Consider the following 17,338-nt stretch of genomic DNA (forward strand, 5'->3'; position numbering starts at 1 on the left):
GGCCGCGAGGGCGATCCGGCAGCCGGGGACCGCGGACGCGGAGCCCGCGGTGCGCGGCGCCGGAGGGGCCGTTCGGGAGCTGCGGCCCGGCCCGGACCACCATGGCATTCGACCTGCGAGAACAGGCATGATGGGCTCTCAAGTTCCGTACGCCCCACCACATGCCGCGTGTCCCCGCCGCCCCACCGGCTCCGGGGGCCGGGAGGTCAGATACGTGTCACGCCAGATGCTCACCGTCGCAGTGGACGGTTCGGGCGATTTCCGCACCGTCGCGGAGGCCGTCGCACGGGCCCGTACCGGGGCTGTCGTCAGCATCGGTCCCGGCCGCTACGAGGAGTCCGTCACCGTTTCCGCCGCGATCACGCTGACCGCGTCCGAAGGGGCCGGAACGGTGGAGCTGGCGCCCCGGCGCGGCACCGCGCTGACCCTCACCGGCGACGCCCTGATGGTGAGCGACCTGGTGCTGCGCGGCCACGATGACGAGCTGCCGGTCGTCGACTCGCCGCGCGGACAGATCGCGATGGACCGGTGCGAGGTGCACGGCTCGGCGTGGGCGGCGCTGTTCGCGCGCGGCAGTGGGTCCCTCGCCCTGCGCGAGTGCCGGGTCAGCAATCCGGCGGGCGCCGGTGTGGTCTCGACGTCCGGGAACGAGAGCTTCCTGGAGGACTGCGTCGTCGAGCATCTGGGCACGTCGGCGGTGGTGGCCGGGGAGCGCGGGCGGATCACCGTGCGCGGCGGCAGGTTGCGCGACACCCGGGGCAACGGGGTACTGACGAACGGTCAGGCCCACCTGCACCTGGAGGACTGCGAGATATCCGCGGCGGACAAGCCCGGGGTCGCCGTCGAGGAGGACAGCACGGTGCGCATGGTGCGCGGCTCGGTCCGCGAGGCGGTGGTCGGGGTGTACGTCAGCTCGACCGGGCCGACCGTGCTGGAGGAGGTGTCGGTGGCCGACACGACCGGGCACGGGTTCGTGCTGGGCGCCGGAAGCTCCCCCACTCTGACCGCCTGCCGTACGGAACGGACCGCTGGGCACGGTCTGTTCGTGACCGAGCGCAGCCGGGGCACGTTCAAGGACTGTGTGTTCGCCTCCGCGCAGGATGCGGCGATCCGGGTGAACGGGTTCTCCTCCCCGGTGCTGACCGGGACGGTCGTGGCGGACGCGAAGGCCGTCGGGGTACTGCTCGACGAGGACTCGGCGGGTGAGTTCGACCGCCTGGAGGTACGCGACGCGGGCGGGTCCGGCATCGTCGTCCGCACCGGCGCCAACCCGTTGTTGCGCCGCGTCACCGTCACCCGGCCGGGTTCGCACGGGGTGGAGGTCTCCAAGGACGGACGGGGCCGGCTGGAGGAGTGCGTCGTCGAGGCGTCGGCAGGCTCGGCCGTGCACGTCTCGGGGCACGGCACTCTGTACGTCGGCGGCAGCACGCTGCGCACGGCGGCCGGGGCGGGCGTGCACGTCGGGGCACTCGGCACGCTCACCCTTCGCGACACCGCCGTCCAGGACGCGGCCGGGGCGGGCGTCCTGATCGAGGCGAAGGGCGAGCTGTCCGCCGCGCGGGCGCGGGTCACCGGCTCGGGTGAGCACGGTGTGCTGGTCGCCGCGGGCGCACGGGCGGCCCTGAAGACCTGCGAGGTGTCCGGCTCCGGCGCCGACGGCGTGCGGGTCGAGGGCACCGACCCGGCGTCACTGATCGGCTGCACGGTACGGGAGAACCGGGGCAGCGGGCTGCGCCAGGCGGTGCCCGGCGACCGGCTCGCCGTCGAGGGCCTGAACAGCGCGGACAACGGTGCTCCCGATGCCTGGGGCAGTGCGGCGGGCGCCGAGGCGGCGGGCGGCGGGCGACTGCCCGGTGGTGCGGTTCCGATGGCCGCCGAGCCGGACAAGGACACCGGCCCGGTGGCCGAGCTGGAGTCCCTGATCGGTCTCGCCGACGTGAAGCAGCAGGTCCTGACGCTGATCAATCTGAACCGGCTGGCGCAGCGGCGTGCCAGCCTCGGCATGCCCGCCCCGCCGATGAGCCGCCATCTGGTGTTCGCGGGCCCACCCGGCACCGGCAAGACGACGGTGGCCCGGCTGTACGGGTCGATCCTGGCGTCACTCGGAGTGCTGCGCACCGGGCACCTGGTGGAGGTGTCGCGGGCCGACCTGGTGGCACAGATCGTCGGCGGCACCGCGATCAAGACCACCGAGACCTTCAACAAGGCTCTGGGCGGCGTGCTGTTCGTCGACGAGGCGTACACACTGCTCTCCGACGGCGGCGGTTCGGGCGCGGACTTCGGCCGGGAAGCCATCGACACCCTGGTGAAGCTGATGGAGGACCATCGGGAGGACGTGGTGGTCGTGGCGGCCGGCTACCCCGAGGAGATGACCGGCTTCCTCGCCTCCAACCCCGGTCTGGCCTCCCGGTTCACCCGCACCGTGGAGTTCACCGACTACACCTCGGACGAGCTGGTCACCATCGTCGAGCGGATGTGCACGGGGCACCACTACGAGCTCGAACCGGCTGCCCGGACCGCGTTGCACGGCCACTTCGAGGCCATTCCGCGCGACGCGGCCTTCGGCAACGGACGCACCGCCCGCAAGGTGTTCGAGGAGATGGTGGACCGTCAGGCATCCCGGCTCGCGGGCATGCCGGAGGTCAACGAACGCGATCTGGCGGTACTGACCGCCAGGGACGTCGGCGTGACGGCGGCCGTGGACCGCAAGGCCGACGACGACCCGCTGCTGCGGCTCGACGCGCTGGTGGGGCTCGCGGCCGTCAAGCGGGAGGTGGGCGACCTGGTCAACCTGCTGGCCACCGCCCGCCGCCGCACCGAAGCCGGACTGCCCGCACCGCGCATCAGCAACCACCTGGTCTTCGCGGGGCCGCCCGGCACCGGCAAGACGACGGTGGCCCGGCTGTACGGGGAGCTGCTGGCCTCGTTGGGCGTGCTGCCGCGCGGCCAGTTGGTGGAGGTGTCGCGGGCCGACCTGGTGGGCCGGTGGGTCGGACACACCGCGCAGCTCACCAAGGAGGTGTTCACGCGCGCGCTCGGCGGTGTGCTGTTCATCGACGAGGCGTACACCCTCACCCCCGCCGGGAGCGGCGGTTCCGCCGACTTCGGCCAGGAGGCCGTGGACACCCTCCTGAAGCTGATGGAGGACCACCGCGACGAGGTGGTGGTGATCGCGGCGGGCTACACCGAGGAGATGGCGCGCTTCCTCGGCTCCAACCCGGGTCTCGCCTCCCGTTTCCCCCGGCACGTCGAGTTCCCCGACTACTCCAGTGACGAGTTGGTCACGATCGTGCGCCAGCACGCCGTCGACAACGGCTACGAGTGCGCGCCCGGCGCCGCCACCGCGCTGCGCGCGCATTTCGACGGACTGCCCAGGGGGCGCACGTTCGGCAACGCACGCCTCGCGCGGCAGACACTGGAACAGATGATGACGCGTCAGGCGGGGCGGCTGAGCACAGTCGTGGCGCCGAGCCTGGACGATCTGCAGCTCCTGCTGCCGGAGGACCTGGCAGGCCTGCGTCAGCCCTCCTGAGAGCTGTCCCGCCGCGCACTCCTCCCCCAGACCCTCCGGACCTCACCGAACAGAGGAACGCCCCGCATGCACCGCCGTACGACCGTTCTGCTCCTCAGCACCGCTCTCACTGCCCTGCCGGGCCCGCTCGCCCTCGCGGACGACGGCGGCGACAGCAGCGGACAGGTGGTGCTGCCCGGGGTTCCCGAGCGGCTGTCCGCACAGCAGGCGTGTACGGCCTTCAAGGGCCGGGCCACCTCCGACGCCCCCTGGACGCGCCGGGCGCTCGGCCTCGACCAGGTGTGGACCCTGTCGCAGGGGCGGGGTGTGACGGTCGCGGTCGTCGGCACCGGGGTGAGCGACGGGCCCGCCGTACTGGCCGGCCGGGTCGACGCGGTGGGTGACGCGGGCGATGACTGCGTGGGCCGGGGGACCTTCCAGGCGGGTCTGGTCGCGGGGGCGGCGACGCCCGGCCAGGGCTTCTCCGGGGTCGCCCCGCAGGCGAGGATCCTTGCCGTACGGGGCACGGGCGTCCGAGGCGAACCCGACCCGGCACGCCTGGCGGCCGGGGTGCGGGCGGCGGCCGAGCACGGGGCCGGTGTGATCACCGTGACGGCTCCGCTGGACGGCGCGGACAAGGCGGTACGGGCGGCGCTGGCGGTGGCCGCGGCCAGGGACTCGCTGGTGGTGGCCCCGGCGGCGGCGGACAGCGTCCCGACCGCGACCAGCGGCGAAACCCCTGCCAAGCCCGCTCCCGCACCACCGAAGGGCGTCCTCGCCGTACTGGACACCGGCCCGCAGGGCACCCGTCCGGACACCGCCCCGCCCTACACGCGCGCCGACCTCACCGCACCCGGCGACGCACTCGTCGGGCCGGGCCCGGTGGGCGGCGGCAAGTGGACCGGCTCGGGCTCGTCGCTGGCGGCGGCGGTGACGGCGGGCACGGCGGCGCTGGTCCGCTCCTACCACCCGGAGCTGAAGGCGGCCCAGGTGCGGGAGAGGCTGCTGCGCACGGCGTACCCGGCGGACCTGCCCGCGCTGGATCCCTACGGTGCGGTGGCGGGCGCGGAGGCCCCTGCCCCGGATGCGGCGGCGGCACGGCCGGACCCGGTGAGGCCGGCGTCGCCCCCGGACGCCGCGAGTGCCAGGAACACCGCGCTGCTGGTCACGGCGGGCGCCGCGGGGACGGCTCTGCTCGTGGCGTTCCTCGCGGCGGCGCTGCCGCGGGGGCGGGCCAGGGGCTGGCGGCCGGGACGGCTGGACCCGGGCACCCACGGGGAGGGCGGCACCGCCTGAGGACAGCGGCGCCGGCCGGGGCGGGCGGGCCCGCTCCCGGACCCGCCCGCCCACCGGAACCCTGCCTCTACCCCTCCTGCCCCGCTGCCTCCCGCGGCAGCGCCACCTGCACGAGCGCCGCCTTGCGGCGGGCGATCCGCAGCGCACGCCCCGGCGGCAGGATCCTCGGCTTGACGCTGTCGAAGATGTAGCCCTCCGACGGCGGGCAGGACAGCTGGAGGGCCGGGGAGTTGACCTCCTGGAGCTTGCGCATCAGGGGGTCCAGACGTGACGCACCGGTCGCGGCGCGGGCGACGACCACATGGAGGCCGACCTCGTAGCCGAGCGGAATGTGCGGCAGAAGCGGTTCGAAGGGGCCGCTGAAGCCGGTACCGACCATTTCGTAGTCGTCGACGAGCACGAACAGGCGCGGCCCGGTCCACCAGTCGGCCCGCCGCATCCGGGCCGGGGAGATGTCCTCGCCCGGGGCGCGGACGACCATCGCCCGGGTGACCCCGTCGATGAGTTCGCGCAGCGGGTCCGCCGCCACCGCGTGGCCGAGGCGGTACTCCTCGGGGACCGCCTCGACGAGCTCGCGCCGGTAGTCGACGACCAGGATGCGCGCCTGCTCGGGGGTGTGGGTCGCGACGATCTGCTGGGCGAGCAGCCGTAGCGCGCTGGTCTTGCCGCTCTCCGTGTCCCCGATCAGCATCAGGTGCGGGCTCTGCCCGAAATCGTGCCAGACCGGGGCGAGTTCGGCCTCGTCCAGGCCGAACGGGATGCGCAGCGGCCGGGCGGGGTCCGCCGGCGGAAGATCGGCGGCGGTGAGGTGGGCCGGCAGCATGCGGACGGGCGGGGCCGGCGGGGCATCCCAGTGCTCGGCGACGGCCTCGACGAGGTCCGCGAGGGCGTCGGTGAGGTCATCGGCCTCCTCGCCGCCGTCGATGCGCGGGAGTGCGGTGAGGAAGTGGAGCTTGTCGGGGCTCAGACCGCGCCCGGGTACGGCGGGCACGGTACCGGCCTTGCGGATGTCGATGGCGGAGTCCATCGGGTCGCCCATCCGCAGCTCCAGACGGTTGCCGACCTGGTCGCGGAGGGCGGCGGAGAGCTCCACCCAGCGGGAGGTGCTGACCATGAGGTGGACGCCGTAGTTGAGGCCTCGGGTGGCGATGCCGTTGAAGACGGCGATGTCGTCGAACATGTCGCTGCGCACCGTGGACCAGCCGTCCACGACGAGGAACACGTCGCCCAGCGGCTCGTCCGGGTACTGCCCCTCGGCCCGCCGCCTGCGGTAGGTGGCCATGGAGTCGATGCCCTGCTCCTGGAAGAACAGCTCTCGCCGGTTGAGCAGCGAGGTGACCTCGGCGAGGGTGCGGGAGATCCGTTCCCGGTCGAGACGGCCGGCGACCCCGCCGACGTGCGGCAGTCCGGCGAGGCCCAGCAGGGCTCCGCCCCCGAAGTCCAGGCAGTAGAACTGCACTTCGCGCGGGGTGTGGGTGAGGGCGAGAGCGGCGATGAGGGTCCGCAGCACGGTGGACTTGCCGCTCTGGGGACCGCCCGCGACGGCGAAGTGCCCGCCCGCGCCGGAGAAGTCCACGGTGAGCAGGTCGCGCACCTGGTCGAAGGGCTTGTCGACGATGCCGACGGGGACGCGCAGCTTGCCCCGGTCGGGGGAACCCGTCGTGGTGAGGCCGAAGTCGGGGTCCGGGACCAGCGGCGGCAGCAGTGCGTCGAGGGCGGGCGGCGCGTCCAGCGGAGGCAGCCACACCTGACGGGCGGGCGGGCCGCTGTCGCGCAGCCGGTCGAGGGCGAGTGCGAGGAGGGACTCACCGGAGCCGGGGACGGGGGTCGCCGGCTCGGGGGCCGAGGGCAAGGTGCGCGGTACCACCCAGTCGGTGCCCCACGGGACGACCTGCCGGGCGATCTGCGCCTGCTGGACGGTGCCGCGCCTGCTCGTGTACGCCCCGGAGACGTACGCGGCGCGGAACCGGGTGAGGGCTTCGACGCCGCTCTTGAGGTAGCCGCTGCCGGGGGTGGGCGGCAGGTGGTAGGCGTCGGGGACGCCGAGCACGCCGCGGCTCTCGATCGCGGAGAAGGTGCGCAGGCCGATGCGGTAGGAGAGGTGGGACTCCAGCTGGTGCATCCGCCCCTCCTCCAGCCTCTGCGACGCGAGGAGGAGGTGGACGCCGAGCGAGCGGCCGAGGCGGCCGATCATCACGAAGAGGTCCATGAAGTCACGGTGCGCGGAGAGGAGTTCGGAGAACTCGTCGACCACGATGAAGAGGGAGGGCAGGGGTGCCAGCGGGGTGCCGGACGCGCGTGCCTTCTCGTACTCCAGCACGGAGGAGTAGTTCCCGGCCCGGCGCAGCAGTTCCTGGCGTCGCATCAGTTCGCCGTGCACGGCGTCCTGCATGCGTCCGACGAGGGGGAGTTCCTCGACCAGGTTCGTGATGACGGCAGAGGTGTGCGGCAGTTCGTCCATTCCGAGGAAGGTGGCACCGCCCTTGAAGTCGACGAGGACGAAGTTGAGGGTCTCGGACGAGTGGGTGAGGGCCAGGCCCAGCACAAGGGTGCGCAGCAGTTCGCTCTTGCCGGAGCCGGTGGCGCCGATGAGCATGCCGTGCGGGCCCATGCCGCCCTGGGCGGACTCCTTGATGTCGAGTTCGACGGGCATCCCGTCCTCACCGACGGCTATCGGCACCCGCAGCCGGTCGCGGCTCTCCAGCGGGCGGGTGTCCCACAGCTTGGCGGGGTCGTGGCGGCGCAGGTCCGCTATGCCCAGCAGGGAGGTGAGTTCGGTGTCGGAGGCGAACGGCTCGGCGGAGACCGCACCGCCGCCGAGGCGGTACGGGGCGAGCCGGGCGGCCAGCGTACGGGCGGCGAGCGGGCCGAGCGTGTCGGGTTCACCGAGCAGGGTGGCCTGCTCCTTGCGTTCGCGGTCGGTGCGCACCAGGTGGAGTCCGCCGTCATCGATGCGCAGCCGCAGCGTGCCGCGGGCGGGCTTCCAGGCCAGCGCCTCGGACAGGTCGACGACGACGGCGTTGCGGTACCCGGCTCCTTCGAGGCGGTGGCCGCCGGGCACGGTGCCGCCGTCCACGACGACGACGGTGAAGGGCTCCTCGCGGCCGGGCGCGGTCTCCGGGTCGAACGGCGGACGTTCGGTGAAGTCCGCACCGAGCAGCTCGTCCAGCTCCACGAGTCCGGCCGCCACGGTACGGGCCTGCCCCGCACCGTCGCGCTGGTAGGCGTGCTGGGTGTGCGGCAGCCACTTCACCCACTCCCAGTCGGCGCGCCGCGCGTCGGAGACGCAGAGCGCGACGGTGAGTTCCTCGGGTGCGTGGAATGCCGCGAGCTGGGCGATCAGGGCGCGGGCGAGGGAGCGGGCCCGGTCGTTGTCGCCGTGCACGAGGATGCGCGACCAGGCCCGCAGGTAGAGGGCGATGGGCTGGCCGGGGACGGTTCCGTACGCCCGGATGAAGCTGCGCAGGGCGTGCGCGGTGAGCGGTTCCAGGTCCTCGACCGGTTTGGTGGCCAGCGGGGCGAGCCGGGTGCCGAGCTTCTGCTCGCCGACGGCGACCCGTACCTCGGCGAAGTCCTCGTCGGCGGGACGGCGTTCCCACTGCCGGCTGGTGCCGGTCAGCGCCCACAGTCCGGCCGGGTCCGGGTGCCGCCAGGCCAGCGCCTTCTGCTGGTCGGCCACCGTGCGGCGGATCTTGCGCCGGGTCTGGGCCAGGTACCGCAGGTAGTCCCGTCGCTCGCCCTTGAGCTTGCGCTTGCGTTCGCCCGCGCTGCGCATCAGCTGTCCGACGATCATCGCGACGGACGAGAGCAGCATCAGCCCGATCGCCAGGTAGCTGAAGGTGGTCGCCTGGCCGGGCCTGATGAACATCATCATCATGGCGAGTGACGTCAGGCCCATGGGGAGGTACATCCACATGGCCGAGGTGTTCGGCTCCGCCTCCGGGAGAGCGGGCGGCTCCTGGAGGCTGATCTCGCCGTCCGGCATGTCGGGGCCCCGCCGGCGGGCGGGACGACGGAACAGAACGGTGCTCACGCGGAAATACTCCTCGGGCTCGTCGCCTCGGACGCGGTGGGGAGGCAGGGGATCCAGGGCGGTTCAGCACGTGTATGCCCGGCACAGGGGGGCGCACCAGGGGCTGACGGCCTGACGCGGGATCAAAGGTAGTGTGCGGTGATCAACTTTGGTATCCCCGCCCCTCGGAGAGGTGTGGCCCCGCCGCATGACAGACATATCCGCCCCCGGCCTCTGTCGGCTCACGGTAAGAACCCAGGAACGGCTCATCGATCTGGCGGTCCCCGCCGACGTCCCCGTGTCCGACTTGCTGCCCATCCTTCTCGACCACGCGGGCCACGGCCTGGCGGAGCGGGGGATCGAGCACGGCGGCTGGGTGCTGCAACGCCTGGGCGAGGAGCCCCTGGACGAGGAACGCACCCCGGAGGGCCTGGGCCTGCGGGACGGCGAGACGCTGTTCCTCCGTCCCCGCACCGAGGCACTCCCGCCCGTCCACTTCGACGACCTGGTGGACGGGGTCGCCGTCACGATGCGCGACCGCCCGCACGGCTGGGAGGCCCGCACCAGCCGGTGGCTGCTGCGCGGCACCGCGGTCGTGCTGCTCGCGGCCGGACTGCTGGTGCTGGCGCTGCCGGGCGGCTCCGCGCCGCTGCGGGCCGCGGTCGCGGCCGCCACCGGACTGCTGGTGCTGTTCGGTGCCGCCACGGCGAGCCGGGCGGTGGGCGACTCCGCCGCCGGCGCCGCGCTCGGCTTCCTCGTCGCACCGTATCTGGGGCTGGCCGGTGCGCTGCTGCCCAGTGGTGACGCGGACGCGCAGCTGACGGGTGCGCGGCTGCTCGCCGGTTCGGCGGCGGCCGCGGGCGGGGCGGTCCTGGCGGTGGCCGCGGTCGCCGCCTTCGTGCCGCTGCTGCTGAGCGCGGCGGTGGTCGCGCTCGCGGGCGCCCTGTGGGGCGCCCTGATGCTGGTCACCGACTGGCCCGCCGCGCATGCGGCGAGCGTCCTCGCGGTCCTCGCGGTCGTCTTCGGCGGCCTGGTTCCGGGCATCGCCTTCCGGCTGTCCGGGCTGCGGCTGCCCGCCCTGCCCACCAACGCGGAGCAGCTCCAGGAAGGCATCGAACCGCACCCCAGCCGGAGTGTGGTGAGCCGCACCGCGCTCGCCGAGGAGTGGATGACCGCCCTGTACGCGGGGACCGGTCTGGTCTGCGCGGTCGTCCTGACCGCCCTCGTCCTGGACCGCCCGAACACCGCCGCCCTGGTCACCGCCGGAGTTCTGTGCCTGCTCCTGCTCCTGCACGCGCGCGGCATCGGCAACGTCTGGCAGCGGCCCGCGGTGATGCTCCCGGGCCTGTACGCCCTGGTCCTGATGGCGGTGCGGGCGGCCCGTTCGCTGGACGCCGGGCAGCGCCCGTTCCTGATCGCGGCGCTCATCGCCGTCGCCGCGTCGGCGGCCATCGCCTCGTGGACGGTGCCCGGCCGCCGGATGCTGCCCTACTGGGGCCGGGCGGCGGACATTCTGCACAGCCTGCTCGCCGTCGCCCTGATCCCGCTGACTCTGTGGGTGCTGGGCGTGTACACGGCCCTGCGCACCGCCAACGGCTGAGGGGCGTACGACATGCAGTCCAGGAAGGACCAGGTCCAGGCCCACCTCTTCGTCATGGGGCGGCTGACCAGCGGCATGCTGCGGGGCGACCCGGACTCCCCGGAGTCCCCGGTGGGCCGCACGAACCGGGGCATGGCCTGGGGCATCGGCCTCGGAGTCGTGCTCGTCGTCGGGTTCCTGCTCTTCGGCATGATCTCGCCGGCGGGTTCCAAGACCTGGCGGCAGGAGTCCGCGCTGATCGTGCAGAAGGACACCGGTACCCGCTTCCTCTATCTCGACGGGACGCTGCGCCCGGTGCGCAACTACGCGTCGGCGAAGTTGATCGCGGCCGATGAGCTCAAGGTGGTCTCGGTGTCCGGGACATCCCTGGCGGGCGAGCGGCACGGGACCCCGGTCGGCATCCCCGGCGCCCCCGACGCGCTGCCCGGCCTCGGTGACCTGGAGCAGGGTGCGTGGCAGGTCTGCGCCGAGGAACCGGAGCGCACGGGCGCCGACCGCACCGGCCGCCGCCCCGTCACCTCGCTGCGCCTGGGCCTGCCCGCCGGCGGGGTCTCCCCCGGCGACGACCGCGCGGTCCTCGTCCAGGGCCCGGACGGCAGCACGCACCTGCTGTGGGGCGATCACCGGCTGCGGCTCGGCAAGCACGGTGCGGCCGAGGCGCTGGGCTACTCCGGGGCGACGCCGGTGCCCGTCTCGGCGGCGTTCCTCGACAGCGTCCCGGCCGGACCCGACCTGACCGCACCCGAGGTGGACGGCCGGGGCGCGGCCGGCCCCCGGATCGGCGGGCATGCCGGCCGGACGGGCCAGGTGTACGCACTGGCCTCGCCGGGCACCGTCACCCAGCACTTCCTGCTGGAGAAGAGCGGGCTGCGCCCGCTGAGCACCCCCGGGGCGGCCCTCGTGCTGGGCGACGACCGGACGGCGAAGCTGGCCTACAAGGGGTCGGTGCCGGCCGCGCTCCCGCTCACGGCGGACCAGTTGGCCCAGCACCGGGCACCGGCGGCCGAGGCGGCCAAGGACCCGGCGGGCTGGCCGTCCCGTACCCCCGTCGTACGGGACCCGGGTCCCGGCACGTCGGTGTGCGCCCGGATCCAGCCGGAGGGGGACGCGCCCCGGGTGGCCCTGGCCCTGGTGCCGGCGACGGTACGGGCCGCTCCGGTGGCCTCCGGTCCGGAGATCCGGCGGGCGTGCCTGGCGGTGGACGGTCTGGAGGTACGTCCCGGGGGCGGCGCGCTCGTGCAGGCGCTGGGGGCGGGCGGCTCGGTGATCGGCACGACGACGTACCTGGTCACGGATGTGGGCATCAAGTACCGGTTGCCGGACGCCAAGTCGGTGGAGCGGCTCGGCCTCAAGGGCGGACACGCGCAGGCGGTGCCGTCGCGGCTGCTGGACATGCTGCCGACGGGGCCGGTGCTGGACGCCGCGGTGGCCGGCGGTGAACGGGCGTCCCTCGCGGGCCCGTCGGAGAAGCCGTGCGGATGAACGGCCGGTGCATGGGTGACGTCCACCCTTCACCGGGCCTTCGGCTGCCCCCGTTCACAGGCCGATGGACACCTGTCGGCGTCATCAAGATCAATTCCAGCTCAGATCTCACCTCTGAGCATTGCTTGCGCCACACCCGCATCTCTAGCATCAGCAGACGCTCACGTTCTGGAAAGGACACCTGCCATGTCGACTCCCCCCGCCCCTCCCGGCAACCTCCAGACGTCGTCGCAGTCCGAGAACCAGAAGGGCTACACCGCGCTGAGCACGGTCCAGGGCGGCATCAAGCAGTCCCAGGAAGAGGTGCGGACCACCATGAGCGGCCTGATGTCGGCGTACGGGGGCCAGGACGGCGGCGCGTACCAGCGGCTGCTCACGGACTGGAGCGGCCAGGTGGACATCATCACCAAGAACATCGGCCAGATGATCGAGAAGCTCCAGGAGACCGGCGTGCTCCAGCGCGGCCTGCAGGGACAGACCACGGAGACCATCCAGAGCAGCAGCCGGTCGAACGACGTCTTCGGCCAGCTGACCTGATCGCCGGTACGGCGCCTCCCCCTTCCCGTCCCCGCCCCGTCTCCCCCTCCAGGAGTTCGTCATGACCACTCCGTACGACCCCTCCAACAAGACCGACGGCATCATCCACGTCGAGTACAGCCGGGTGGACCAGGCCGCCGAGGACATGCGCCTCCAGACGACCCGCATCCAGTCCCTGGTGCAGGCCCTCAACGAGGAACTGGCCGGGCTGCACGGTGCCTGGCAGGGTGCGGACGCGGCGACGTACGCGGCTCTGCAGAACCAGTGGAACCGGGCCACCACCCAGCTGGGCCAGGTCCTGACGAAGCACAGCTCCACGCTGAGCGACATCTCGGACCAGTACCGCAAGCACGAGAACCGCAGCGCGTCGGAGTGGGGGACCATCCGCGTCGGCGGGTGATCGCCCGCCCCAGCCCCCGCCTCCCGCCTGCCCCGCCTCCCCCGTCGATTGTGAGAAGCCATGGCGGCCGACCCGACCAATCTGTCGCACCTGGACACGGAGTCCCTCCAGAAGTTCATCGACACCGACGTGCAGGAGTTCATCGACCTGCTGACCGCGCTGGAGAAGGACACCGAGACGGGTGGGATCTCCTCCCTGAAGTTCCTCAGCGCCCAGATGGCCACCCCTGAGGTGGGCCTCAGCAGCCATGTGCTCAAACTCGGCAAACTGGCCGGGAAGGACGCGACCCCGCTGAGCGCGAATCCGCTGGTGGAGTACCTCACGGGCGCGGCGGGGTCCCAGGCGGGCGTCATCAGCGACCAGTTGAAGCTCTTCAACGACATCCAGAAGAACATGAAGACGGTGCTGGAGACGATGAAGAAGAACCAGGCGGACAGCCTGGAGGACATCAAGAGCCAGGAGTTCCTGAACGACCTGGGCGATGTCGACGGGGACCTCGCCCCGACCCAGAAGACCGCCTGACCCCCACTTTTCGTCTCCGCTCGTCGCACAGACCCGTACAAGGAGTGTCCTGCCCGTGGCAGCCGATTCAAGCTGGGAATCCGTCGTCAAGCAGCTCACCGGCTTCGACGGCGGTACCAGGGCCAACGTGGCGGCCGTGGGCGGTGCGGACGCGAAGTCGGGAACCGGCAGCGAGTGGATGCGGGTCACGGTCACGAGGGTCACCGAAGGGGACGCGTCCGACGACAGCTACACCACGGGCGAGGTGGAGGCGGGTGAGACTCCCGAACGGGTCATCCAGTTCTACGGCCCCTCCGGCGGGCAGACCGGCAGCTACCTCAACGTCTACAAGGCGACGATCTCCCTCCCCTGGAGCTCGTCCAGCGGCGCCGACTGGAGCAACACCGGGAACGCCGGGGCCTATGACTACGGCTACGGGAAGGCGCTGGAGGCCCTGCGGGACACCTTCACCACGGACGGGTTCGGTGGTGGGTACGACCACACCCCGGCGGTCGTCACGGCCGACGCGGTCAACCTCAGGGAATTCAGCCCCATCGCCGAGGCGTTCAACAGGGTCGTCGACTACTTCTCCGCCAAGTCCGTCGACCTCGAGAAGTGGGTGAAGCAGCTCGACGGCGAGTTCTCGTCCTATCAGGGCAGCGGAGCGGACGTCTTCCGCGACCTGATCGACGCGGTGGGCCTCGGCTACAAGGACTTCCTCACGCTGATCGCGCCCAGAACGGGTGCGGTGCAGCCCGGCGGCGGCAGAGACTTCAAGAGCAACAAGGACTACAGGTCCCGGTCCGTGGTCGGGGACAAGCTCATCGACGCCGAACTCGCGATCTGGACGGCGGCGAACCAACTCGCCACGGCCTGGAACGGCTGGCAGAACAACTCGGACCCCGGCGTACAGGCCGCGGTCAACACGGCCTACGCCGGTCTCAAGGCCCGGCCGGCGAACGTATGGCTCGGCACATCCCATCTCGACGCGCTGCTCGACGATCTGGCGATGTGGCTGAACGAGAACAACATCATGAGGGTGCGGCAGAACTACGGCAGCAACAAGCCCGGGGACGGCGTCCTCCACATCCACCCGGTCTACGGCGATCTCACCGTCGAGGGCGACTGGAAGAACCTGGCCACGCTGGCCTGCACCAACTGGCTCGCCACCCTCGCTCCTCTCGACCAGGCGGCGAGCAAGGCCATGCTGGAGCTCAACCAGGCCATGGTCGGGCTGAACTCGGACGCGTCCTTCCCGTTCAAGGCCGGCGTCAACAGCCTCACGGGGGCCAACGCCGCCGACGAGGCCGGCCGCGCCAAGGAGGAGGCGGAGAAGGAGATGGCCGACGCGGAGAAGGAGAAGGAGGACGCCAGGAATGAGATGGACAACTTCACGAAGGACCTGGACAGCGACGGTGGTGGAACCGGCGACATCGAGCCTCTGCCACAGATCGAGGAGAACGACACCGACGGTGAATTCGGAGGCGGCGGAGCCGGCAGCGGCGGCCTCGGCCTGAACGGCGGGAACAGCGGGACGGGTGAGAGCGGCACCGGGATCGTCCCTCCGCCCACGCTCGGCCTCAACGGCACGGGCGGCGGCAGCGGCCTGGGCGGCGCGAACGTCCCCGTCCTGAATCCCGACGGCTCCACCAGCATCACGAACCCGGACGGTTCGACCACCACCACCTACCCGGACGGCCACAAGGAGATCACGCCCGCGGGCGTCATCCCGCCTCCGCTGTCGCCCAACGCCACGGGCGGAAACACCGGCGGCTACCCCGTCAAGACGGTCAAGGGCCCTGACGGCAGCACCACTTCGTACAACGCCGACGGTTCGCGCACCACCACGCACAAGGACGGCACGACCACCACCGTCAACCCCGACGGCACCTCCGTCACGAACAATCCCGACGGCTCGAAGACGGTTCTGAACAAGGACGGCAGCGAGACCATCACCTACCGGGACGGCACGAAGGCCACCATCAGCCCGGACGGCACGACGGTCACCCAGTACCCGGACGGCACCTCGACGAAGCTCGCCCCGAACGGCACCCTCACCAGCACCGACGCTCAGGGCCACAGCACCACCAGCCACCCGGCGCCCGGTTCGACCGTCAGGAACCCGGACGGTTCGTCCACGGCGTACGGCAAGGACGGCTCGGCCACCACCACGCACGAGGACGGCACGAAGACCACCGTCTCAGCGAACGGCACCGTGACCACGGTCGACCCGGACGGCACCAAGACCGTCTCGCACCTGGGCAAGGGCACCTCCACCGTCCAGTACGCCGACGGCTCGGTGTCCCAGGTGGGCAAGGACGGCACGGTCTCTACCACGTACCAGGACGGCAGTACCACCAAGCTCGGCCCCGACGGTACGTACACCACCACCGACGCCGACGGCCACAAGCAGACCGAGCACCTCAACACCACCGGCAGCGGTGGTACGCAGACGCAGACGAAGCACAACGCGGACGGCTCGTCCACGACGACGTACCCGGACGGCACCGTCGACAAGACGCTCAAGAACGGCGGCCACCAGATCAGCTACCCGGACGGGCGCACGGTCACCACCGACGCGTACGGGCGGACGACCGGCACGTCAGGCGGTACCGGCGGGCTCGGAGCGAACAGGACCGGTGGTGGCGGCAGCGACTTCGACTACTACGACTACCCGGACGGCGGCAGCGGCGGATCGCCGCTGGGCGGCGGGGGTTACGGCGACTCGGGCGCCGACACCGGCGGGGGTGGCCGGCTCCCGCTGAACCCGCTCGGCAACCAGGGGCTCGTCCCCGGAGGCGGCACGGGAGCCGCCTCGGGCGCCGCAGGGACCGGGCTGGCCGGGGAACGCGGCCGGGCGATGGCCGCGGGAGAGGCGTCCGCCGCGCGCAGCGGTAAATCGGCTCAGCTCGCCGCGGAGGAAGCAGCGATGGCGAGTCGGCGGCCCAGCACCACCTCGTCCGGCGGCACGCCGATGATGCCGCCGATGGGCGGTGGCATGGGCGGCGGCGCGGGCGGCAACACCCAGAGCGACGAACGCGAGCGGTCCACCTGGGTGAGCGAGGACGAGGACACCTGGGGCACGGACGAGGGTGGCGTGTCGGCGGTGATCGGCCGGTAGCCGGCCGAGGAAGGGACCGAGTGACATGAGCGGGATGAGCGGGACGAAGGGCGCGGAGCGCATATGAGCAACCCGATGGAAGAGCACCTGGCCGAGGCGCTGGCCGAGTTCGAGGAGGCCCGGACCAAGCTGACCGAGGCCGGGGCCGCCGCCGCCCGGATCTCCGCGACCGTCATGGCGAAGGACCGCTCGGTGGAGGCGACGGTCGGGCCGCAGGGCGAGCTGACGAACCTGCGCTTCCCCACGGCGAGGTACCGGACCATGCCCCCGGCGCAGCTCGCCGCCGTGCTGATGTCCACCATCGGATCGGCCCGCGCCCGAGCGGCCGAGCAGCTCGCCGACGTGTACCGGCCGTTCGGGCCCATCCCCGGTCTCTCGCCGACCGGCGAGGGCGGCTTCCAGGAGCTGGACTGGGACGCCCTGTTCGCCCCGCTGCGCGAGGAGGGACTGCCGGTGCCCCCGTCGAAGGCGCCCACCCCCTCGTCCGGTGGCGCGCTGCTCGACGAGATCGTCGAGGACGACGACGCGGCCGGCACGGACGGGGGGCCGCGGCGATGAGCGGACTCGACGTCGACACCGATGGGCTCGACCGGAGCGGCGAGAACCTGGACCAGGTGGCCGACCACATCAAGCTGATCCGGGACGACTACCTCGACAAGATCACCTCGTACCACGGGTGCTGGGGCACCGACAAGTTCGGCATGACCTTCGCGGAGAAGTACCTGCCCGCCGTCGAGGACGCCAAGACGGGGATCACCGCGCTGAGCAACGCGCTGAACGGCAGTGCGCAGAGCCTGCGCGACGCCTCGACGGACTTCGGCAACCTCCAGACCGACATCACCGACTCGCTCGGCCAGCACGCCCGGAAGAGCTGACCC

At 72.2% G+C, this 17,338-nt stretch carries 11 protein-coding genes; 10 read left to right on the plus strand and 1 reads right to left on the minus strand.

All coding sequences use genetic code 11. The features are described from left to right. Window positions 1–226: 226 nt before the first annotated feature. Window positions 227–3,532, plus strand: a complete 3,306-nt coding sequence (locus ACIQM0_RS16910; RefSeq protein WP_401287219.1) for a right-handed parallel beta-helix repeat-containing protein — start codon at window positions 227–229, stop codon at window positions 3,530–3,532. Between the two features lie 66 nt (window positions 3,533–3,598). Then, window positions 3,599–4,807 (plus strand): S8 family serine peptidase, encoded by a 1,209-nt coding sequence (locus ACIQM0_RS16915; RefSeq protein ID WP_401286958.1) that lies wholly within the window; start codon window positions 3,599–3,601, stop codon window positions 4,805–4,807. Between the two features lie 67 nt (window positions 4,808–4,874). Here the strand turns inward: ACIQM0_RS16915 and eccCa are convergent, their stop codons facing one another. Further along, on the minus strand, window positions 4,875–8,840 hold the full coding sequence (eccCa, locus tag ACIQM0_RS16920) for a type VII secretion protein EccCa (RefSeq protein WP_401286961.1): 3,966 nt from the start codon (window positions 8,838–8,840) through the stop codon (window positions 4,875–4,877). 187 nt (window positions 8,841–9,027) lie between these two features. Between eccCa and eccD the strand changes: the two genes are divergently transcribed. From eccD to ACIQM0_RS16960, 8 genes are all read left to right on the plus strand, one after another. Beyond that, window positions 9,028–10,419: a type VII secretion integral membrane protein EccD gene (gene eccD, locus ACIQM0_RS16925; RefSeq protein WP_401286964.1), complete on the plus strand. Its 1,392-nt coding sequence runs from the start codon at window positions 9,028–9,030 to the stop codon at window positions 10,417–10,419. A gap of 12 nt (window positions 10,420–10,431) precedes the next feature. After that, on the plus strand, window positions 10,432–11,901 hold the full coding sequence (gene eccB / locus ACIQM0_RS16930; protein ID WP_401286967.1) for a type VII secretion protein EccB: 1,470 nt from the start codon (window positions 10,432–10,434) through the stop codon (window positions 11,899–11,901). Between the two features lie 186 nt (window positions 11,902–12,087). Continuing rightward, window positions 12,088–12,438: a hypothetical protein gene (locus tag ACIQM0_RS16935; protein WP_401286970.1), complete on the plus strand. Its 351-nt coding sequence runs from the start codon at window positions 12,088–12,090 to the stop codon at window positions 12,436–12,438. Between the two features lie 61 nt (window positions 12,439–12,499). Then, entirely contained in the window at window positions 12,500–12,838 is a 339-nt protein-coding gene (locus ACIQM0_RS16940) for a WXG100 family type VII secretion target (protein ID WP_401286973.1), read from the plus strand. A gap of 60 nt (window positions 12,839–12,898) precedes the next feature. Then, complete coding sequence (locus tag ACIQM0_RS16945; RefSeq protein WP_401286976.1) at window positions 12,899–13,360, plus strand: type VII secretion system-associated protein; 462 nt, start codon at window positions 12,899–12,901, stop codon at window positions 13,358–13,360. A gap of 55 nt (window positions 13,361–13,415) precedes the next feature. Then, the gene (locus ACIQM0_RS16950) at window positions 13,416–16,460 is read left to right on the plus strand and encodes an AAWKG family protein (protein WP_401286978.1); all 3,045 of its coding nucleotides are present in this window, start codon (window positions 13,416–13,418) and stop codon (window positions 16,458–16,460) included. A 63-nt stretch (window positions 16,461–16,523) separates the two neighbouring features. After that, a complete protein-coding gene (locus ACIQM0_RS16955; protein WP_401286980.1) occupies window positions 16,524–17,018 on the plus strand; it encodes a YbaB/EbfC family DNA-binding protein in 495 nt (164 codons plus the stop codon). Beyond that, window positions 17,015–17,335, plus strand: coding sequence for a WXG100 family type VII secretion target (locus tag ACIQM0_RS16960; RefSeq protein ID WP_401286983.1), 321 nt, complete (start codon window positions 17,015–17,017; stop codon window positions 17,333–17,335). Before ACIQM0_RS16955 ends, ACIQM0_RS16960 begins: the two co-directional genes overlap by 4 nt. The last annotated feature ends 3 nt before the right edge of the window (window positions 17,336–17,338 follow it).

Origin of the sequence: Streptomyces sp. NPDC091387 (genome assembly GCF_044756945.1) — a bacterium.
Lineage (GTDB): Bacteria > Actinomycetota > Actinomycetes > Streptomycetales > Streptomycetaceae > Streptomyces.